Here is a 20,532-nt window from a genome sequence, read left to right on the forward strand (position 1 = left end):
AATTTTCTTTCACCTAAATCGCCTGCGCATGGCGATGGGGAGCTGCACGGTAATAAGCATCAAAAACCACGGCAATATTTCGTAAAAAGGGACGACCTTCTTCTGTCACTGTAATTTCATTATTACGAATAATAACCAGACCATCCTCTTCAAAACTGCGTAGCTTTTTAAGAAACTCACCTAATAAAGACGGATCTTGTTTATATTGACTAATCATTTTCTTTAAATCAACATGTAAGTCACACATTAACCGCTCAATTATTTCCCAACGGAACAAATCTGCTGTACTTCGCTGTACCCCCCTTACAACGGGCAAGATATCGAACTGCTGCATTGCCTTTTGATAGCCATAGGAAGATGGCTGATTTTGAAAAATACCTTGCGGTAAAATTGAAATTGATGAAGCACCAACCCCTAACAGTGCTTTGGCTTGGTCTACGGTATATCCCTGGAAGTTGCGATGCAGTACACCTTTTTCCATTGCCTTACTCATGGAATCATGAGGCAAAGCATAATGATCAAATCCTATAGCCCGATAACCCGCTTTTTTTAAAACTTCATCAATAATCTGTCTCTGCTCAAAACGTTCAGCCGGATTGGGTAAGATTTCCCCCTCCAACAAAGTTTGGCGTTTAAATTTCCATGGGACATGTGCATAACCAAAAACAGCCAAACGATCAGGCCTTAACGTCACAATAGCTTCTATCGTTTCTCGAACACTGGCAGCTGTTTGATTGGGCAGACCATAAATCAAATCACAATTAACCGATTTTATATTTTTCTGCCTGACACGATCAATACAATCAGAAATCATTTCAAAACTCTGGATTCGACCGCAAGCCTTTTGCACTTCAGGAGCAATATCCTGAACTCCAAGGCTAACCCGTGTAAATCCAACAGTGGGTAATAATGCAAGATAATCCTCGGAGATATGTCTTGGATCTAATTCTATCGAAATATCGGCATCTTGCTGAACATAAAATAAGGATCGTATTGTTGACATCACCTTTTTCATCGCTTCAATCGGTAATGTTGTAGGAGTACCCCCACCAAAATGAACAAAACTTACTTTACGACGCGATTTTAAAAGGGTTGCCAGTCGTTTCAATTCATCACATAGAAGATTACCATAAGCAACCCGCACATTAACTTGATGAACGACTTGTGTGTTACAGGCACAAAATTTGCACAACTCATCACAAAAAGGAACATGGATATACAAAGAAACAGGCTCTTCTTCAGGAAAAGCCTGCAACCAATGTTTATACTCATTAAACCCGACACGCTCTTCAAACTGTACAGCTGTTGGATAACTTGTATAACGCGGCACGTTCCCTTCATACCGCGCAAGACGGTCAAAGGAAACTTCGGGTTTCATGCCAATCTCCGCAATGAATTAAAAGCGATATCCAATACCCATACTTACAACGGTTGGATTCAAAGAAGTACGAGCATCAATTCTGTTGGGACTGTCATTAATGTGGGCACGTTGTTGTAAAAGAATCTGTTTTACATCAGCATTATAGAACCAGTTCCCAACAATCTGATAATCAAACCCGAAATTGAAAGATGGACCAACTGCTGTTTCCAACCCCACTTTTTTGACAATACCCCCTGCAGGAGAGATATTATGCCAGAAAGCGACTGTCAAGCCAACACCTACATAAGGATTAAAGGCCTTATGAGGACGAAAATGCCATTGTGCTGTCAAGGTAGGAGGTAAAATCCATCCACTGCCCACATCCACCTTACCAAGACCCGGAACACCCTGTGCCTTGATTTCATGACGTGTACTTGCCGCAATTAATTCAAATGACAAATTATCCGTGACAAAATAATCAAAACTTAATTCAGGCATAACCTGGTTTGTTGCATTGACATGCCCTCCAACGGATGTTTTAGAACTTGTATTATTCGTGATAACACCCAATGCACTTAATCTGATGATAAAATCACCTTTACCCAAACCAATTCTGGTTACACCAGAACATGTTTTAAATAAACCACAATGAGGTTTTGGTTTTTTAGGTGGAGCATACATTGGAACTTCACGATACTGGATTTTTCCACTCCAGCCAGAAGCCCAGATTTCTTCTCTTCTCATAGGAATTGCCGTTGCTGGGGCAGTTGTGCTTGAAGCTGGAGCCAATGCTGGATTGGCAGCAGGAGTCAGATTAGGAGAAGCATAGTGTTGTTGTGCATAGCCTGCGACTGGCGTAAACAAAAATGCACAGGTAAGAATACGACTTAATGATTTTTTCATTGTGGTGAAACCTTACTGATCAAAGTAAAGATGAAATGATCAAATTAAATAGTTAAATATTCTTTTTTATTAGGATCATAACCATTGATCAGGCAACCAGTTTCTAACAATATATACTTAAACAATACATAATGTGACCAAATAACAACAAATAAATATGTAATCTTTCGCAAAAAAAATTAATTAGTTCCTGATAAAGCTTAACAAATTAGGATAATCATTATTTTAAATAAGTATTTTTTTTACATATTATATTACAAATATATATTTGTAATATATCTTTAATTGTAATTAAATATTCGAAAATTCTTTGAGCGAATCGGTTTTTGTTTGATTAAATTTTTAAATTTAAAACAAAATCCAATCAGTTATTTTGCCCTTGGTAAAGAAACCACAAAAGAGGCGCCAATAACTTTTCCTGCATCATCATACCGGTTATAGGCACGAATTGACCCTTTCAAGGCAACCACAATTTGCCGACAAATTGATAATCCAAGACCTGAATGTTGCCCAAAATTTTCTCCTTGAGGTCGCTCTGTATAGAACCGTTCAAAGATATTGTTTAATTTGTTTTCAGGAATCCCCGGTCCCTCATCACTGACCATAATCTCCACGTTATCTTTGACTGCAACAGCCGACAAAATAATTCTTCCCTTTGATGGAGAAAAAGAAGATGCGTTTCCAATCAAATTCCTTAAAACCTGTACCAGTCTATCTTCAATTGCCAAAACAGAAAGCGGATATTTAGTATCGTCATTTTTCAGATCCACGACAATATAAGGATCATCTTCTTTCTGTGTGGCTGCATTGATATCAGCAAGCAAACGAAAAATAGGCGCTACAGCAACAGCTTTTGGAGCCACCCTTGACATTTCAGATTCAATACGACTTGAATTGGCAATATCCGTTATTAAACGATCCAAACGTTTAACATCATCGGTAATGATAAATAATAACTGTTGACGATGTTTATCGTCTTTTATTCTTGGCAACAATTCAATTGCAGAACGAATGGAAGACAAAGGATTTTTCAGCTCATGACTGACATCAGCCGCAAAACGCTCAATTGCATCCATCTTGGCCCATAACTCTCTTGCACTATCCTGAATTGCCCTTGCCAGATCACCGATAACATCTTTTCGGATCAAAAGGGAATCAGGAACCATTCTGTTTCGTCCCGTAGATTTATGAATCCTGTAAGCGGAATTAGCCAAACTCAGTAAAGGTTTTGCAATAGTCAAAGACAAATACCAAGATAATAGGACCGTTATTGCCAAGGCAACTAAAAATAGAATCAAAATTGATGCACGCACAGAAAATAGCGCCTGATCGATATCCTGTGCCTCTCTTGTCAGTTCAATAATACCTACAAGCTGGTTCTGATGGATGATAGGTTCAGATACGGTAATCAACAAACGATAATCAACCGTCCTACGAATATAAGGGGGAGCTTCATAATTATTTGATAATTCATGCAGCTTAAATGTCTGATTATCATAAGGTACACTATCTGGATCGGCACCCATTTCAAGAAACTCAATTCTTCTTGCATTCGTATAGGGAAGCCAACTTAAAAGATGATCATAAATCTGTTCTAAAAATCCGTCATAATTTAAATATTTATTTTTATTACTCTCACCAAATACGGCTATTTTTTTCTGTGTATCCTGTTCTGTATTTGAAAAAACCGAATTATCAAGTCGATTATCTTTATGAGATCTATATGTTTTTTTTCTTTCATTTTGACTGTCAATAACCAGTTTCCCATTAACGGCATAAACACGTGCACGTACACGTGGACTGGGGTTTGTTAGGCTTAACAAAAGAGGTCTGGCCAATTCAACAGATAAAGATTGATTATTCCGCTGTTCTGGTACCAAAGCATAAAAATCCAAGGATCGAAAAAAAACATCATCCTTAATCTTCTTGATTGCGCTTTGGCTGAGTGCTCCAGCATAAATTTTTGCCTGCTCCCGTAAAACATTGATTTCTGTTTCCAACAGGCTATTCTGAAATTGATTCAAATAAAGAAGTGTAACAACCAAAACCACAAGAGGAAGCGTATTAACCAATAATATCCTCTTCATCAGAGGAGAGAAAAAAAGCTTCCTGAATCTTCTATTCTCCAAAGGATGGTGACGATAAAAAAAACCAAAGAGTTTATAGACTTTTCTAATCTTCTTTGTAACGATATCCAATGCCATACAACGTTTCTATTTTATTAAATTCAGGATCAATCTGACGAAATTTCTTGCGGATACGTTTAATATGACTATCTATTGTTCTATCATCAACATAAATATTTTCACCATAGGCAGCATCAATCAACTGATCCCTTGATTTTACCAGGCCGGGCCGTGTTGCCAATGCTTTGGTCAATAAAAATTCAGTTACTGTCAATTGAATATCCTGGTCATGCCAACGACATTGATGGCGCATATCATCCAAGGTTAAAGCACCACGAACAACCAAACCGTTATTGATCCCACCATCATTTTCAGCCTTATTGACTTCATGACGCCTTAACAAAGCACGGATACGCTCCAGAAGAAGACGCTGGGAAAAAGGTTTAGTGATATAATCATCTGCCCCAAGGCGCAACCCCATTAACTGGTCAATTTCCTCATCCTTGGAAGATAATATTATCACGGGCATTTGGGAACGGTTACGCAGTCTCTGCAACAATTCTATTCCATCCATCCGAGGCATCTTAATATCCAAAACCACCAGATCAACAGGACGTGATAAAAGACCTTGCAGCGCACTTTCACCATCCGTATAGGTCTGAACAATAAAACCGTCAGCTTCCAGCATCATAAAAACAGAGGTTAAAATATTACGATCATCATCAACCAATGCTATGACATGTTTCCCTGCTTCCACCTGTTACACTCCATCAATCCATTAAAAATAAATCAAAATCTTATATAAATATGCTAGAATAAAGTTAAATAGAAAATAAATTATAAAATCAATTCCAAAGGTTAATTTCTATATCTTATTTGCTCTATTTCATTCGTATTTCTTGTAACTTTCAAAAAGTTTATTAAAATAGATCTGTCTTAAATTTTGTAAGGATACCGATCTTATCCAATATCTTTTACAATCTTTTTAACAGAATAAAACAAATTTGGTTATTATGACAAAAGAAGAAAATTTACACGCCAATCCAGAAAATAGCTCTGTTCCTGATCAGGAACAAGATTCACGGGGTCATGAAACTATTTTCCCACAAGAGGAAAACGGCACGGAATCTTCAGATTCCTCTTCCAGCCAGAATAGTGAAGTTGACAAGTTGAAAAATGAACTGCAAGCCATGAAAGATCAGTGGATGCGTTCAGAAGCCGAAAATCAGAATCTGCGCAATCGCCATAAAAAAGAGCTTGAAGATACACGCCTCTATACTGTACAGAAATTTGCTCGTGACATCGTAGAGGCAGCCGAAAACCTGCGTCGCGGCATTGATAGCTTGCCAAAACCAGCTGAGAATGAAGATCCAATGATTACAAAAATGCGTGAAGGTTTTGAAAGTACTGAACGTTCATTTTTAAAAATTCTGGAAAAAAATGGTATCAAATGCGAAGATCCGACAGGCAGTCCATTTGATGCAAATAAACATCAAGCAATGGCAGAACAACCATCTGATGAACACCCTCAGGGAACCATTATTCAAAGCTGGACACCAACATGGACCCTAAATGACCGTCTGTTAAAACCAGCCATGGTTGTCGTGGCCAAATCTCCTGAAAACACATAATGCAGATATTAAATAACTAAATTAATTAGCTGACTTCCATTAATTAAATGTGTATAATGGAGCTGTTCAAAAGGTTTCTTGAAGATTTCACTAAAGAAACTTATATAATGGTAACAAGTCATAACTGTAACCTCGCCATTATTGGGGGTTAATGTTTAATGACCATGATTTTTAGAAAAGGACTTTTAGAAGGCGCTTCGGGTCTTGTGAAAGTTGCTATTAGGAGATGAATTAATGAGTAAAGTTATTGGTATTGACCTTGGTACAACAAACTCCTGTGTTGCTATCCGTGAAGGTAATGAAACCAAAGTAATAGAAAATAGTGAGGGGGCCCGTACTACCCCTTCGATGGTTGCTTTCACTGAAAACAATGAAATGCTTGTTGGTCAGTCAGCAAAAAGACAGGCTGTCACCAATCCAACAAATACATTTTACGCCGTAAAACGGTTAATTGGTCGTCGGTTTGACGATCCGACTGTAAGCCGTGACAAGGGGTTGGTTCCCTATTCTATTGTCAAAGGTGAAAATGGCGATGCATGGGTTGAAGCCAGAGATAAAAAATACGCCCCTTCACAAATCTCTGCATTCATTTTAGGTAAAATGAAAGAAACAGCAGAAGCATATCTGGGCGAAAAAGTAACACAGGCTGTCATTACTGTTCCAGCTTATTTTAATGACGCGCAACGTCAGGCAACCAAGGATGCTGGTAAAATTGCTGGACTTGATGTTCTTCGTATTATCAACGAACCAACAGCCGCCGCGCTGGCCTACGGTTTGGAAAAGAAAAATAGCGGCACCATTGCTGTATATGACCTGGGTGGTGGTACTTTTGATATTTCTGTTCTAGAAATATCTGATGGTGTAATTGAAGTTAAATCAACCAACGGTGATACTTTTCTTGGCGGTGAGGATTTTGATGCTCGAATCATTGATTTCTTGGCTGATGAATTCAAAAAAGAACAAGGAATTGACCTTCGCAGTGATAAACTCGCCTTACAACGTTTGAAAGAGGCGGCTGAAAAAGCAAAAATCGAACTTTCCTCTTCAAAAGAAACGGAAATTAACCTTCCATTTATAACCGCTGATGCTTCCGGTCCAAAACACTTGGTCATTAAACTAAGCCGTGCAAAACTGGAAAGCTTGGTTGATGATCTAATCACCAAAACCCTAGAACCTTGTAAGGCAGCGATCAAGGATGCCGGATTATCAGCAAATAATATTGATGAAGTTATTTTGGTAGGTGGAATGACCCGTATGCCAAAAGTCATCGAGGTCGTCAAAAGCTTCTTTGGCAAGGAACCCGCCCGTAACGTTAACCCTGATGAAGTCGTTGCGATTGGTGCTGCCATTCAAGGTGCTGTTCTTAAGGGGGATGTTAAAGACGTACTGTTGCTTGACGTTACTCCTTTATCCCTTGGAATTGAAACACTCGGAGGTGTTTTCACACGTTTAATCGATAGAAACACAACCATTCCTACAAAGAAAAGCCAAACCTTTTCTACAGCAGAAGACAACCAAAGTGCTGTTACCATCAAGGTTTACCAAGGTGAACGTGAAATGGCGGCAGACAACAAGTTGCTTGGCAACTTTGATCTGACAGGAATCGCACCTGCACCACGTGGAGTCCCACAAATTGAAGTAACATTCGATATTGATGCAAACGGTATCGTTTCTGTATCCGCCAAGGATAAAGCAACCGGTAAAGAGCAGCAAATTCGTATTCAGGCTTCTGGTGGTCTGTCTGATGCCGATATCGAAAAAATGGTTAAAGATGCTGAAGCAAATGCTGAGGCAGACAAGCAGAAGAAAGAAATGGTTGAAAGCAGAAATCAGGCAGATATGATGGTCGCCCAGGTAGAGAAAAACCTGCAAGAGCATGGTGACAAGATTGATGCTTCAACAAAATCAGATATTGAAGCTGCCGTAGCCGATGTTAAAAGCAAAAAAGAAGGTGATGATTTGGAGGCCCTAAAATCATCAACTGAAAAACTTTCCCAGCTTTTAATGAAAATCGGTGAAACCATTTACAAAGCAACCAATGATGCAAATGCAGCCGCAGGGGCTGCTGGAGCAGAAACTGCAGATCAAGCGGGTTCCTCTGCAAAGCCAGAAGAAGACATTGTTGATGCTGATTTTGAAGATGTCAATCATAATGACAAAAAATCTAGCTAATGGGTCAATGCCTATTAAATAAGATATATTAACCAATTTGATATGTCGTAAGAAGTCAAGCCCGTCCTTTCAACAAGGCGGGCTGCTTTTTGTTACGATATCTATTTGAAGATAATTTGAGGACATCAATGTCTAAACGAGATTATTATGAAATTCTAGAGATTAGTCGTACGTCAAGTAGCGAAGAAATTAAAAAAGCCTATCGCAAGAAAGCAATGCAATACCATCCTGATCGCAATCCTGGCGATCAGGAGGCGGAAGCCAAATTTAAAGAAATCAATGAGGCCTATGATGTTCTAAAAGATGAACAGAAAAAAGCCGCTTATGACCGTTTTGGTCACGATGCTTTCCAAAATGGCGGGGCCGGTAATGGTTTCGGCGGTGGTTTTGGAGCTGGTGGCTTCAGCGATATCTTTGACATGTTCGGCGATATGATGGGTATGAACCGTGGCGGTAACAGTCGCAAACGTTCTGGTGCTGATATCCAAATTCAAACCGAAATCCAGTTAACTGAAGCTTTTACAGGCATTAAGAAAAAGGTAAAATATAAAACAAAAAAACCTTGCCAAAGCTGTGATGGATCAGGATCAACAGACAAAACCAATGGAAATAAAACCTGTCCGACCTGTCATGGTTCTGGAAAAATCCGTGCTCAACAGGGATTTTTTCTGGTAGAACGCCCTTGTAATACCTGTCATGGAACAGGCCAGGTCATCAGTAACCCATGTAAAAAATGTCATGGTACCGGGCTTGAAAATCAAGATAAAGAGTTGGAAATCGATATACCTGCCGGAATTGAAGATGGAACCCGTATAAGGATTTCGGGGGAAGGGGAGGCCGGCAGCAATGGAAATCCACCTGGGGATTTATACGTATATGTTTCTGTTTTACCCCATGATCTATTTCACAGAGAAGGGGCAAATATATTCTGTCGTATCCCCATTCGAATCACGCAGGCTGCTTTGGGAACAGAGCTTGAAGTACCTATCATAGATGGTGGCAGATCAAAAGTGAAAATTCCTGCCGGTACCCAAACAGGTAAACAATTCCGTTTACGGGGTAAGGGGTTTTCTGTTCTACGCTCTTCATCACGTGGTGATATGTATATTGAAGTCAAAGTCGAGATTCCTCAACATTTGACAAAACGCCAGAAAGAGCTGCTTGAAGAATTCGAGGCAGAAGCGCAAAATAAAGAAAATGAGGGAAATCCGGAAACAACAAGTTTTTTTAAGAAAGTCAAAGATTTCTTTGAAGGAAAATCCTGATTAATCTATTCTTTGATAAATGAAAGTGTTTAGAATGAATACATCTGTTTTACGTATTGGTATTGCTGGCATTACCGGACGTGTTGGACGTCTTTTGATGGAAGAAATTACCTCTAGAGATAATGCTGTTTTATCTGGAGGTACATCACTTTCAAAAGACATTCATGATATACCAGATTCTGTTCAAATCTTCTCTGACATTGCAAGTCTGGTCGAAAAAAGTGATGTAATTATCGATTTTACAAATGCTACAGCAACGGAAACACATGCAAAAGCATTAAACAATAGTAAAACAGCATGGATTTTAGGAACAACAGGCATATCTGAATCCGTCCAAAAACTTATCAAAGAAACCGCAAAAACCATTCCCGTTGTTCAGGCGGCTAATTTTTCACCTGGTGTAACCTTGATAACCCGACTGGCTTTTGAACTGGCGAAAGCTTTGCCTGCCGATCAGTATGATGCTGAAATTGTGGAAACACACCATCGTCAAAAAGTTGACGCTCCATCTGGAACAGCTTTGGCAATCGGGGAGTCCATTGCAAAAGCAAGAAAGGTGGATTTAGGATCTGTTGCAGAAATTGGCAGAAAAGGGTTTACAGGGGCCCGGAAAAAAGATGCCATCGGATTTGCTTCCTTAAGGGGCGGACAAATTGTTGGTGAACATAGTGTCATATTTCTCTCCGATGTTGAGGAAATTGTTCTTACACATAAAGCTTTTGATCGTCGCATTTTTGCAAAAGGTGCCGTTCGATCAGCTTTTTGGTGTATCAATAAACCCGCAGGTTTATATGACATGAACCATGTTTTGGGACTGGATCCGGTCAAATGATAATTTTTTTTAAATTAATACTTGACGGATAGACCACAAAAGGGTCTGTTTACAATACTTGTGTTTTTTTATTTATTAGTGAGATAGCAGAAAAATTATGCGAAACAATAGCGATTTTCTGTTCGCTTCAGAATCGGTATCAGAGGGTCATCCAGATAAAGTTGCCGATCGTATCAGCGACACCATTTTGGATACCTACCTTGCCGCAGATCCAGAAGCGCGCGTAGCTTGTGAGACTCTTGTTACAACCAATCAGGTAATTTTGGCTGGAGAACTGCGTGGCCCGAAAAGCATTACCAAAGAAATGCTCAATGAAAAAGCCCGTGAAACCATACGTGAAATTGGATACGACCAGGACGGTTTTTCTTGGAAAACCGCAAATATATTAAACCTGTTACATGCACAGTCTCCCCATATCGCAGTCGGGGTTGACAGTAATGAAAGTAAAGATGAAGGTGCTGGCGATCAGGGAATCATGTTCGGTTTTGCAACGTCTGAAACCGAAACCTTAATGCCTGCCCCAATTTATTATGCTCATAAGATCCTAAAAAATCTCAATGACCTACGTAAATCAAGTGACCCTAAGGGTAAAGGATTTCTTCCGGACGCAAAAAGTCAGGTAACCTTGCGTTATGTTCACGGTAAACCTGTTGGAGCAACATCTGTTGTTTTATCAACCCAACATGAGGAATTCATGCCACAGGGAAATATTCGTGACGTTTTAAAAGAACTGATTACGAATACATTGCCAGAAGGCTGGATGTGTCCAGACAAAGAATTTTATGTCAATCCTACAGGAATTTTTGTTATTGGAGGTCCTGATGGCGATTGTGGCCTGACAGGTCGTAAAATCATCGTCGATACTTATGGTGGAGCTGCCCCTCATGGTGGGGGAGCTTTCTCGGGTAAGGATCCAACCAAAGTTGATCGCTCAGCAGCATATGCCTGTCGTTATCTTGCCAAAAATATTGTAGCTTCCGGTCTTGCTGATCTTTGTACCCTGCAAATTTCATATGCGATTGGAGTTTCCCATCCTCTCTCTGTTTATGTTGATTTACATGGAACAGGCAAAGACATTGATGAAGCAAAACTTGAAAAAGTTTTACGTGAATTAATGGATCTTTCTCCAAGAGGCATCCGTAAACATTTACGATTAAATCGTCCCATATACAAACAAACTTCAGCCTACGGTCATTTTGGACGCCATCCAGACCCGGTAAAAGATGATTTTACATGGGAAAAAACTGATCTTGTTGATGCTTTGCGAAATGCTTTTAATCGTTAAAACTTAAGTATATGACCATAATTCAAAAAGGTTCTTGTGGAGAAAGTGCTCAAGAGCCTTTTTCCAAAACAGATTCATCCCTACCCAAAGACCGTTTGTACGGGCGTCGTCGTGCTCATCCTTTACGCGACAGACAAAAACGGCTTCTTTCAGACTATCTTCCCCGAATCAAATTCCCAACCAGAAATATCAAACACCCCTTTGAGGCTTTTGAAAGTCAGCCCAGGGCACTATGGCTGGAAATTGGATTTGGGGGAGGTGAGCACAGCCTTGCCCAGCACCAAATACATTCTGATATTGGTTATATTGCATGTGAGGTATTCGAAAACGGAATTTGTTCCCTATTATCCAATCTTGTTCGGGAAGATGTTAAGGAAACAGAAGCAACTGTTCCAAATATGCTTCGGATATGGAATGAAGATGCACGTATCTTGATCCGTGCATTACCGGAAAATTCAATTGAAAAGATTTTTCTGCTTTTTCCTGACCCTTGGCCAAAAACGAGACATGCAAAAAGACGGTTTGTCCATCCAGAACGTCTGCCTTTGCTTCATCGTATTCTAACCCCAAAAGGACAGTGGCATATTGCAAGTGATGATCCAACCTATCAGGCATGGGTTGAAGAAACCATGGAGAATCAACCCTATTTCAAGAAAATCATGCAAACGAACAAACGTCCTGAAAACTGGCCATCAACCCGTTACGAACAAAAAGCCTACAAGGCTGGAAGATCACCAATTTTCTGGATATTTGAAAAATCATGATTTTTTATTATTATCAACTTTTAGTTCCTGTTCTGCACGTTTGACAAGCCTATGCTCGTTATTACGTAAAAATATAAACACCAGAACAGCAACTACAACAAAGATAATCCCTATAACAAGGCCTATAGTCCCTTTTAGTCTAAGAAATTCCTGACCCAGGAAATATGCGGTATATGTAAAGGCACCTGCCCAACACATACCCCCCAAAGCGTTATAGATTAAAAAATCCTTCCAATGCATATGTGTTGCACCCGCCAATAAAGCCGTAAAAAACCTTAAAATGGCAACAAAACGTCCAAAAAAAACAGCTTTACCCCCATGATGCCTAAACAAATATTGTCCTAATAATAGACGATCTGGGGTCAATTTGAATTTAGGACCATATTTTTTCAATACTGGATATCCAACAATACGACCAATAAGATATCCAAAATTATCCCCCATAATCGCACCGACAATCGCGGATAAGGCAATATAATTAATATTGAGGCTACTGTAATGAGAGGCACAGTAAATGGATATGGTAATCAGCAAGCTTTCAGCTGGTAGGATTAATCCCATACTTTCCAACATAATGATAAGACCAACAATATAATAGGCATGGGATTCATAATGATGAACAAATTGTAAAATATAATCTAACAGTGTTTAAAATCCATATTGTTTCATTTCTAAAAATCTTACTATCTTTATGACCGATTCTAACCAATTAAGAAAGATTTAATTTTTATCGAGTTTGTTATGAATATGTTCAAAAAAAATGGCCCTTGTGGAAGTTGGCCCTCCCCTTTCACAACGGAAACTGTTGCAGGGAAGAACGTTATTTTTTCCGAATTACAAATAGATGAGGAAAACATATATTGGCTTGAAAGACGTCCACAGGAACAAAACAGAACCGTTCTTGTCCAATGGAATAAAAACAAGGGTATAAAGGATATAACCACACCATCATTTTCTGTTGGAAATAAGGTACATGAATATGGTGGAGGATCCTATAGCGTTCATAAAAACAGTATTGTTTTTAGCGATCTTTATACAGGTGGGATTTGGACTGTTTCACAAGATCGGCAGGCTACTTGTCTGTATCAGGACAAAGCCTTGCGTTTTGCCAGCTTTAACTTGATTGATAAACATGTTTTCTGTGTTTGTGAAGATCATTCAACAAATAATGTTAAAAACAGTCTTGTTCTATTTTCATTGGATAATCCAAATATAATGATAACACTGGATGAAAAGGCTGATTTTTATAGCACACCAACATTATCAAAGGATCAAGCGAAGCTCGCCTGGATTGAATGGTATCATCCTTTCATGCCATGGGAATCAACGTATTTATGCTGTGCCGATTTTGATATTAAGGATAAAGCGATTAAAAATAAAAGGATCTTGGCCGGTAATAAACAAATTGAATCTCTGATTGAACCAGCCTGGACAGAAAATAATCAGCTCTATGTTTGCAGTGACCGTGAAAATTGGTGGAATCTTTACCATGTAAATTTACACACTGACAAAGCTGATAACTTAAGAGCCATTACCCAGATGAATGCCGAAATTGGTAAACCACATTGGATTTTTGGCCAAAAAAACTGGTATCCGGTTTCAAATAATAATTTTGTTGTCCAGGCTATTCATCAGGGATTTCCTGAAACATTTGTCATAAGTCATAATAAAATCAAAAAAATATCCCTAGATCAACCTGAATATTGTCCTGTTCCCATAAAAAATAATGAATTTGCCTGGATAAACTGCTCAACTTCCCGACCAACGGAAATCATTTACCAGGATAATCATCACAATAGACAGGTTATTCAAATATCAAGTCTAGTTCATATACACAAGGAAGACATTTCCATTGGACATACTATATGTTTCCCAACACAGGACCATCAACATGCTTATGGTTTTTTCTATCCACCAACCAATCGGCATTTTCAACCAAATAAAAATGAATTACCTCCCTTGATGGTCATTGCTCATGGTGGACCAACAGGTCAAACTGTTAACAGTTACAATCCAAAGATACAATTCTGGACCAGTCGAGGTTTCGCGGTTGTTGATGTTAATTATCGAGGATCTACAGGTTTTGGAAAAACCTACCGGAATGCATTACAAAAAAAATGGGGAATCCTGGATGTCCAGGATTGTATTGATGCCTGTAACTATCTGATCAAGCAACAAAAGGTTGACCCAAAAAAAATCGTCATAAAAGGCAGTAGCGCAGGAGGCTTTACCGTATTATCAGCCCTAGTCAAGTCCAAGATTTTTGCTGCAGGATCATGTTTATATGGTGTGGGGGATTTAACAGCCCTGGCCGAGGAAACACATAAATTTGAATCCAACTATTTAAATGGTCTTATCGGATCTTATCCAGAAGAAAAAGAGCTTTATCATGAACGCTCCCCTTTGACCCATATTCATCAAATCGCATGTCCCCTTATTCTTTTTCAAGGCCTTAAAGATATGGTGGTCCCTCCATCACAGGCAGAAAATATTATTAAAGTTTTAAAAAACAACCATATTCCCCATGCATATTATACATTTAAAGAAGAAGGACATGGATTTAAACAAGAGGCAACCGTAAAAAAAGTTCTTGAGCTGGAGCTGGCTTTTTTTGGTAAAATTCTTGGGTTTAAACCGGATAGTGTTTCTGAAAAGGTAACATTACACACTTAGATAAAAAAGCAAATCCTTTTTTGGATTTGTTTTAATGGGTTACAAACATTTACAATAATTCAAAAAGCAATATTTCAGCAGCTTTAACTGTTGTGATCTGAATATTTTCCTCATCAAACACAGCAACGCCATCACTTGTTTGAATCAATTGTCCATTTACTCTCAATTCACCAGTAACAACTTGAATCCATACATTTCCGTATCTTTTTAAAATTGTATATTCATGATCTTCTTGTGCCTTAAATCGCCAACGCCAAAGATTCATGTCTTGGTAAATCTTTAGGGAATTTTCACGTGCGTCTGATGATAAAATGAGTTGCCTACCCTCAACCTCAGGAAAATATCTTGTTTCATACCGTGGCTTAATATTTATTTCATTTGGTTTAATCCATATCTGATAAAAATGTAACGTTTCCTGATCAGAGGGATTATATTCTGAATGATGAATTCCGGTACCGGCACTCATGATCTGAAACTCGCCGGCTTTTACCCGTTCCCTAAAACCCATACTATCTTGATGTTCAATGGTTCCTTCCAATACATAGGAAAGAATTTCCATATTCTTGTGTGGGTGCTGACCAAACCCTTTACCCACCTGTACCCGATCTTCATTAATTACCCTTAAATCTGAAAACCCCATAAAATCCGGATCATAGTAATTTGCAAACGAAAAACTGTGATAGGTTTCAAGCCAGCCATGGTTGGCATGCCCTCTTGCATTTGCCTTACGTACATAAATCATTCTATAGACTTTCAAATATTCAAGATAATGGAATCGATATTAATCAAGAATGTTTCATAAATACCATTGGTTTCCTAATTCTTAACGGAATGGTCTCTGCGAAATAATGTCCATTCCTCAATAACCTGTCCACCAGGTAAAAGACAATCATTATATTCTCCAAGATTATTTTGTCTTTTGATCAGCTTTCCCTTCAACTTTAGACAATAAACAGAGGCGGGATTGGGCATCCCTATTTTTTGGGCGGGAAATGAGATTTTATGATTACTTTTATTGGCCGCCTGGCAATTGGACAGGGTAAAAACCGATAATAATATTCCAATATTAACAAAATATTTATTCAAGTTTTACCCCTTTTGAATGTATTTACTGTTTTATAATACTATGTTTCAGATAATTTCAGAACAAATTATTTACCTCCATTCTCTCATCAAATATCAAATAAAAAAACCTAACCTCAAACAAGGTTAGGCTCCATATCAGAATTTAAACCCAATTTGTAGCTAGACTCTTCTTTTGCCTGCAATCCAAACCTGTTCAACCTGCATATTGGCATTCATCACAACAAAATCTGCCCTTTTTCCAAATGCGATCTCACCACGATCAGTCAATCCCTGATATTGGGCTGCATTTGTACTTACCAAACGTGTCGCTTCTGGTAGTGTTGCCCCATGAACCAAAGCGTTACGAAAGGCTTGATCAAGCGTTAGGACACTTCCTGCAAGATGTCCATTCATTCCCATCACACAACCATTTTTAATGATCACTTTCTGTCCACCCAATTCACTTTCACCCTCAGGCATTCCAGCTCCACGCATCGCATCTGTCACAAACAGCAAATGATCGGGTTTTTGACGATGTGCCAATCGAAAATTGACAGGATGAACATGATGGGTATCAAAAATCATCTCAGCGTATACCTTATCATCATCTAATATGGCCCCGGCAAGACCTGGAGCGCGTCCTTCAATCCCACCCATTGCATTAAATAAATGGGTTCCCCCCACAACACCATGATGTGTATGAGTTATTTGCAAAGCATGTTGGGCTTGGCTATAGCTGCATGCCGTATGTCCCAAACTGACACGAATTCCAGCCTTTGTTAATAAAGGAACAGCCTGTTCAATATATTCAACTTCAGGGGCAATGGTAATGACTCTGACAATATCCAGATCTATCATTTCCTGAAGCACTTCTGCCTTTGGCATGATATTAAATGGAGGCTGGGCACCCAGTTTTTTACTACTGATAAAAGGACCTTCCAAATGGGCACCTCGAATATCGGGAAGATCCGCCAATCCCTTCTGTCGCACCTCTTTAACTGCCCGAAGTGAATCAAGAATTTCTTTCCATGGCCGTGTTATGGTTGTTGGTAGAATGGTTGTCGTGCCATGATGCATATGAAATCTTGAAAGCTTTTCAATTGCCTCCGCACCATCCATTGTATCCGCGCCATCTCCACCATGAACATGACCATCAATAAAACCCGGCAGAATATAGTATTGTGGATCTTTATTGGATAAATTTCCAGCCTCTATATCAGAAATTATCTCACCAAAAGATATATTACCTGTAACAACCCGATCACGTAATACAATACGTCCTTGTAAATTGGTCATCCCTATGCACCCTCATTAATAATGACAGGTCGAGATGCTTTGCTTCTTTTCAGGTCAAAATAACCATAAATGCCATATAAACCCATAATCGTGTAACAAATAATGGCTATACTTGCAAAAACCGTTTGAAAATCAATAAATTTCGTATAATAACTGTAAATTTGCGGAATAACAGCACCTCCACAAATCCCCATTACCATTAAAGCTGCACCACTAGCTGTTCGTTCACCCAAACCACGTATGGCAATTGGAAAAATAGCGGGCCACATCATTGAATTGGCAAATCCCAATAGAGCGATAAAAGTAATTGAAATATATCCGGTGGTCAACCATGCACCAATAGCAAAAATAATGCCTAAAACATTGGATACAACCAGATAACTTTCTTGAGAAAGAATTTTAGGGGTAATAATAATTCCTGCAAAATAACCGGCCAACATTGCAGAAAGGGTAAAAGAAGAAAAAAACTTGGTAATATCGAGAGAAATATGAAAATCTGATCCATAAGTACCGATGGCACTTCCAGCCAAAACTTCCATACCTACATAGGTAAATATACACAAAACACCAAACCATAAACGAGGAGAGGTAGGAATTCCACCACTATTTCCTTTTTGCTGTCCATCATCTTCATTGTTGATTTCTGGTAAAGTCGAACGATAAATTCCAAAAGCAACCAAAAGCAAAATCAATGCCATTCCCATATATGGATAATAAACTTTATCAGCAAAAACAGATATAATTTGCGTTTTCTCACTAATGGATTTGGCGGCATCAATACGTTCCTGGATGCCACTGATATTTGTAACAAACATTCCAAAGATTACAGGGGCAAGAATACCAGCACCCTTATTGCAAATACCCATTATTGCCTGCCTTTGGGCACCTTTTTCAATAGGCCCCAAAATACTAACATAAGGATTTACAGCGGTTTGTAGACACGACAATCCAACCCCAATAATAAATAAACCTATTAAAACCCCAATATACCAATGAGATTTTATAAACTGGCCAAAAATTAATGCACCTATTGCCATGACAATCAATGCAATACACAAGCCATTTTTCATGCCTGTCTTTTTTAACACCCATGAGGCGGGAAGTGAAAAAACAAAAAAGGATATGTAAAAAGCAGATAAAACAAAAAAAGCATTGAAATCATCAAGCGAAAAAGCAACTTTTACAAAAGGGATTAGAGGGCTATTAATCCAAGTAAAAAATCCAATAACAAAAAAAAGAACACCTACAATAATAAGAGGTTTTGTCGTATTCTGAGGAACATTAGGCGATATCTGATCAGACATATATTTTCCTTTTATCCACGCCTTGAATTGTTATTTTTAACGATATTGGGCATATTCAGGTTCGTTTTGGAAAACCCAATCATAATATTGGCGACCTGACAATTGAGAGGCTGCCGCTTCATCAACCAGAATCCTACATGCAGAATGAAGTTGTAGTGCAGACGCACTAATCATCGAAGTGATAGGTCCCTCAACTGCCTTTGCCAAAATTGATGCTTTGCTTTCTCCTAAGGCAACCAATAGGATTGACCGCGCTTCCAAAATCGTACCAACACCCATGGTCATTGCACGACTGGGAACCTTTTCCGGATCTCCTCCAAACATTTCTGCATTTTGTTGACGTGTATGAGGGGTTAAGCTTTTATCCCTGGTTCGTGACATTAACGCGGACAAGGGTTCATTAAAACCAATATGACCGGTTTCACCAATACCTAACAATTGAAGATCTATTCCGCCCACTTTACGAATTTCTTCTTCATAACGTTTACCTTCAGAATGCACATCCTGTGCCATACCGTTTGGAACATGTGTATTTTTCAAATCAATATTCACATGCCTGAATAAATGATAATCCATATAGCTACGATAAGAATTGGGGTCTTCTGCGGACAAACCAATATATTCATCTAGATTGAAAGAATGACATCCGGAAAAGTCCAGCCCTTCATTTTTATGCATCTGGACCAAAATTGCATAAATCCGTTCCATGGTTCGACCCGTTGCCAGTCCTAAAACAATCTTTTGTTTTTCTTTGATTTTCTGGGCAATAAAAGTTGCCGCCAACTGTGCTGTTTTCTCTGCATCTGGGCGAATAATGACTTCCATTAATGTACTTCCTTATTTTTATATGCTTGAAGCGCCAGATAATAGGCACCATCTAAAGATTGACCTTGAGCAGGAATAATATGTTCACGCACTTTTGGAGATAATCGAGATAAGAAAATATTTGCCAGTCCCCCTAATAAACACAGAGGAAGATCCGCATATTCGTCTTTTAGTAATGCCAAAGCCAAATCAGATATAATTTCCGCTGCTTTATCCAAGAATAAACTTGCGTCAGAACATCCAGTTTCCGCTTGCTCAATCAGCCATGGAACCAAAGAACCAAATTTTTGTGGTTGCGCTCTTACTGCCCACAACATTGGATCCTCTCCCTGCCGCTTTAAATGGTTATATAATTTTCTGCTTAAATCGGTTTCCGGCTTACGTCCCTCTATACGTTGCAACATGTCAGATATCAATTGCAATCCCAGCCAGGCTCCACCTCCTTGATCATCCTGCGGAAAACCCCAGCCGCTTAATTTTTTATGTTTATCATTGAAAATGGCATAGGCCACTGTCCCTGTTCCAATGGCAATAACCGCGCCATTTTTACCTTTATGCGCACCTAGACATGATGTATGAGCATCTGTTTCAAAAATAAATTTTTCAAAACCTGTGCATAATTTCCTAAAATTTTCACGGGCAACAGGAACCTCTGCTCCGGCCAGACCAGCACCTCCATATAAATTAACATCCTCTGGTGTAATATCCAATTGTTTTAAACTGTTATCCAGAGTTTCTTTAATAGAAAACCAGCTTTCTTGCGTGTTACTCGCAATATTCGCTGGTCCCCCTTTATTTTCTAATAAAAATTTTCCATCAGCTGTAAAAATTTGTATGATGGATTTAGTGGCTCCACCATCAATACTGATTAATAAATCTTGTTTTTTTTTCATAGTCACCCAATCTAGATTATTCGTCGATTAAGCAAATAAAAAATTTAACAAATAAAAAAAATTTATTTACTTTATAAGCCCCTCATTTATTAATTAATTATTAACTTTTAAAATTCCAATAGAAGATAATAAATACGT

18 protein-coding genes are annotated in these 20,532 nt (G+C 38.7%); 7 read left to right on the plus strand and 11 right to left on the minus strand.

What is annotated here, in order from left to right; all coding sequences use genetic code 11:
* Positions 1 to 13 precede the first annotated feature (13 nt).
* The 4 genes from hemN to H3T57_RS06500 form a co-directional block, all read right to left on the minus strand.
* Positions 14 to 1,378 (minus strand): oxygen-independent coproporphyrinogen III oxidase, encoded by a 1,365-nt coding sequence (gene hemN, locus H3T57_RS06485; RefSeq protein WP_198193591.1) that lies wholly within the window; start codon positions 1,376 to 1,378, stop codon positions 14 to 16.
* Positions 1,379 to 1,396: 18 nt separating this feature from the next.
* Positions 1,397 to 2,263, minus strand: coding sequence for an OmpW family protein (locus H3T57_RS06490; protein WP_198193592.1), 867 nt, complete (start codon positions 2,261 to 2,263; stop codon positions 1,397 to 1,399).
* A gap of 368 nt (positions 2,264 to 2,631) precedes the next feature.
* A complete protein-coding gene (locus H3T57_RS06495; protein WP_370552772.1) occupies positions 2,632 to 4,392 on the minus strand; it encodes an ATP-binding protein in 1,761 nt (586 codons plus the stop codon).
* A 43-nt stretch (positions 4,393 to 4,435) separates the two neighbouring features.
* On the minus strand, positions 4,436 to 5,146 hold the full coding sequence (locus H3T57_RS06500; RefSeq protein ID WP_198193594.1) for a response regulator transcription factor: 711 nt from the start codon (positions 5,144 to 5,146) through the stop codon (positions 4,436 to 4,438).
* A 256-nt stretch (positions 5,147 to 5,402) separates the two neighbouring features.
* Between H3T57_RS06500 and H3T57_RS06505 the strand changes: the two genes are divergently transcribed.
* The 6 genes from H3T57_RS06505 (at position 5,403) to H3T57_RS06530 (ending at position 12,338) form a co-directional block, all read left to right on the plus strand.
* On the plus strand, positions 5,403 to 6,020 hold the full coding sequence (locus H3T57_RS06505; RefSeq protein ID WP_198193595.1) for a nucleotide exchange factor GrpE: 618 nt from the start codon (positions 5,403 to 5,405) through the stop codon (positions 6,018 to 6,020).
* 234 nt (positions 6,021 to 6,254) lie between these two features.
* Complete coding sequence (gene dnaK / locus H3T57_RS06510; RefSeq protein ID WP_122124196.1) at positions 6,255 to 8,192, plus strand: molecular chaperone DnaK; 1,938 nt, start codon at positions 6,255 to 6,257, stop codon at positions 8,190 to 8,192.
* A 128-nt stretch (positions 8,193 to 8,320) separates the two neighbouring features.
* On the plus strand, positions 8,321 to 9,457 hold the full coding sequence (dnaJ, locus tag H3T57_RS06515) for a molecular chaperone DnaJ (protein WP_110439202.1): 1,137 nt from the start codon (positions 8,321 to 8,323) through the stop codon (positions 9,455 to 9,457).
* Between the two features lie 34 nt (positions 9,458 to 9,491).
* Positions 9,492 to 10,289 (plus strand): 4-hydroxy-tetrahydrodipicolinate reductase, encoded by a 798-nt coding sequence (gene dapB / locus H3T57_RS06520; protein ID WP_198193596.1) that lies wholly within the window; start codon positions 9,492 to 9,494, stop codon positions 10,287 to 10,289.
* A 97-nt stretch (positions 10,290 to 10,386) separates the two neighbouring features.
* On the plus strand, positions 10,387 to 11,574 hold the full coding sequence (metK, locus tag H3T57_RS06525; protein ID WP_198193597.1) for a methionine adenosyltransferase: 1,188 nt from the start codon (positions 10,387 to 10,389) through the stop codon (positions 11,572 to 11,574).
* 11 nt (positions 11,575 to 11,585) lie between these two features.
* Positions 11,586 to 12,338, plus strand: a complete 753-nt coding sequence (locus tag H3T57_RS06530; protein WP_198193598.1) for a tRNA (guanosine(46)-N(7))-methyltransferase TrmB — start codon at positions 11,586 to 11,588, stop codon at positions 12,336 to 12,338.
* Here H3T57_RS06530 and H3T57_RS06535 read toward each other — a convergent pair.
* Positions 12,333 to 12,911 (minus strand): DedA family protein, encoded by a 579-nt coding sequence (locus H3T57_RS06535; protein ID WP_155564739.1) that lies wholly within the window; start codon positions 12,909 to 12,911, stop codon positions 12,333 to 12,335. The genes H3T57_RS06530 and H3T57_RS06535 overlap by 6 nt on opposite strands.
* A gap of 168 nt (positions 12,912 to 13,079) precedes the next feature.
* Here H3T57_RS06535 and H3T57_RS06540 point away from each other — a divergent pair, with 168 nt between their 5' ends.
* On the plus strand, positions 13,080 to 15,011 hold the full coding sequence (locus H3T57_RS06540) for a S9 family peptidase (RefSeq protein WP_198193599.1): 1,932 nt from the start codon (positions 13,080 to 13,082) through the stop codon (positions 15,009 to 15,011).
* Positions 15,012 to 15,060: 49 nt separating this feature from the next.
* Here the strand turns inward: H3T57_RS06540 and H3T57_RS06545 are convergent, their stop codons facing one another.
* From H3T57_RS06545 to H3T57_RS06570, 6 genes are all read right to left on the minus strand, one after another.
* Positions 15,061 to 15,753, minus strand: coding sequence for a pirin family protein (locus H3T57_RS06545; protein WP_155566145.1), 693 nt, complete (start codon positions 15,751 to 15,753; stop codon positions 15,061 to 15,063).
* Between the two features lie 74 nt (positions 15,754 to 15,827).
* Positions 15,828 to 16,097 carry a DUF333 domain-containing protein gene (locus tag H3T57_RS06550; protein WP_196424063.1) on the minus strand — a complete coding sequence of 90 codons (270 nt, stop codon included), beginning with the start codon at positions 16,095 to 16,097 and terminating at the stop codon, positions 15,828 to 15,830.
* A gap of 159 nt (positions 16,098 to 16,256) precedes the next feature.
* Entirely contained in the window at positions 16,257 to 17,372 is a 1,116-nt protein-coding gene (gene nagA / locus H3T57_RS06555) for an N-acetylglucosamine-6-phosphate deacetylase (RefSeq protein ID WP_198193600.1), read from the minus strand.
* A 2-nt stretch (positions 17,373 to 17,374) separates the two neighbouring features.
* Positions 17,375 to 18,676: a sugar MFS transporter gene (locus H3T57_RS06560; protein ID WP_198193601.1), complete on the minus strand. Its 1,302-nt coding sequence runs from the start codon at positions 18,674 to 18,676 to the stop codon at positions 17,375 to 17,377.
* A 36-nt stretch (positions 18,677 to 18,712) separates the two neighbouring features.
* Complete coding sequence (nagB, locus tag H3T57_RS06565) at positions 18,713 to 19,501, minus strand: glucosamine-6-phosphate deaminase (protein ID WP_155566148.1); 789 nt, start codon at positions 19,499 to 19,501, stop codon at positions 18,713 to 18,715.
* Positions 19,501 to 20,394 carry a BadF/BadG/BcrA/BcrD ATPase family protein gene (locus tag H3T57_RS06570; protein WP_122124207.1) on the minus strand — a complete coding sequence of 298 codons (894 nt, stop codon included), beginning with the start codon at positions 20,392 to 20,394 and terminating at the stop codon, positions 19,501 to 19,503. The genes nagB and H3T57_RS06570 overlap by 1 nt, the downstream gene beginning before the upstream one ends.
* Positions 20,395 to 20,532: the final 138 nt, after the last annotated feature.

The sequence above is a fragment of the Commensalibacter sp. W6292M3 genome (genome assembly GCF_016101315.1).
GTDB classification, from domain to species: domain Bacteria; phylum Pseudomonadota; class Alphaproteobacteria; order Acetobacterales; family Acetobacteraceae; genus Commensalibacter; species Commensalibacter melissae.

What these genes read in the sequence shown, in the direction of transcription:
- hemN (WP_198193591.1), bottom strand. Translation starts at nt 1,378, where the DNA reads ATGAAACCCGAAGTTTCCTTTGACCGTCTTGCGCGGTATGAAGGGAAC.
- H3T57_RS06490 (WP_198193592.1), bottom strand. Translation starts at nt 2,263, where the DNA reads ATGAAAAAATCATTAAGTCGTATTCTTACCTGTGCATTTTTGTTTACG.
- H3T57_RS06505 (WP_198193595.1), top strand. Translation starts at nt 5,403, where the DNA reads ATGACAAAAGAAGAAAATTTACACGCCAATCCAGAAAATAGCTCTGTT.
- dnaK (WP_122124196.1), top strand. Translation starts at nt 6,255, where the DNA reads ATGAGTAAAGTTATTGGTATTGACCTTGGTACAACAAACTCCTGTGTT.
- dnaJ (WP_110439202.1), top strand. Translation starts at nt 8,321, where the DNA reads ATGTCTAAACGAGATTATTATGAAATTCTAGAGATTAGTCGTACGTCA.
- dapB (WP_198193596.1), top strand. Translation starts at nt 9,492, where the DNA reads ATGAATACATCTGTTTTACGTATTGGTATTGCTGGCATTACCGGACGT.
- metK (WP_198193597.1), top strand. Translation starts at nt 10,387, where the DNA reads ATGCGAAACAATAGCGATTTTCTGTTCGCTTCAGAATCGGTATCAGAG.
- H3T57_RS06530 (WP_198193598.1), top strand. Translation starts at nt 11,586, where the DNA reads ATGACCATAATTCAAAAAGGTTCTTGTGGAGAAAGTGCTCAAGAGCCT.
- H3T57_RS06535 (WP_155564739.1), bottom strand. Translation starts at nt 12,911, where the DNA reads ATGTTGGAAAGTATGGGATTAATCCTACCAGCTGAAAGCTTGCTGATT.
- H3T57_RS06540 (WP_198193599.1), top strand. Translation starts at nt 13,080, where the DNA reads ATGAATATGTTCAAAAAAAATGGCCCTTGTGGAAGTTGGCCCTCCCCT.
- H3T57_RS06545 (WP_155566145.1), bottom strand. Translation starts at nt 15,753, where the DNA reads ATGATTTATGTACGTAAGGCAAATGCAAGAGGGCATGCCAACCATGGC.
- nagA (WP_198193600.1), bottom strand. Translation starts at nt 17,372, where the DNA reads ATGACCAATTTACAAGGACGTATTGTATTACGTGATCGGGTTGTTACA.
- H3T57_RS06560 (WP_198193601.1), bottom strand. Translation starts at nt 18,676, where the DNA reads ATGTCTGATCAGATATCGCCTAATGTTCCTCAGAATACGACAAAACCT.
- nagB (WP_155566148.1), bottom strand. Translation starts at nt 19,501, where the DNA reads ATGGAAGTCATTATTCGCCCAGATGCAGAGAAAACAGCACAGTTGGCG.
- H3T57_RS06570 (WP_122124207.1), bottom strand. Translation starts at nt 20,394, where the DNA reads ATGAAAAAAAAACAAGATTTATTAATCAGTATTGATGGTGGAGCCACT.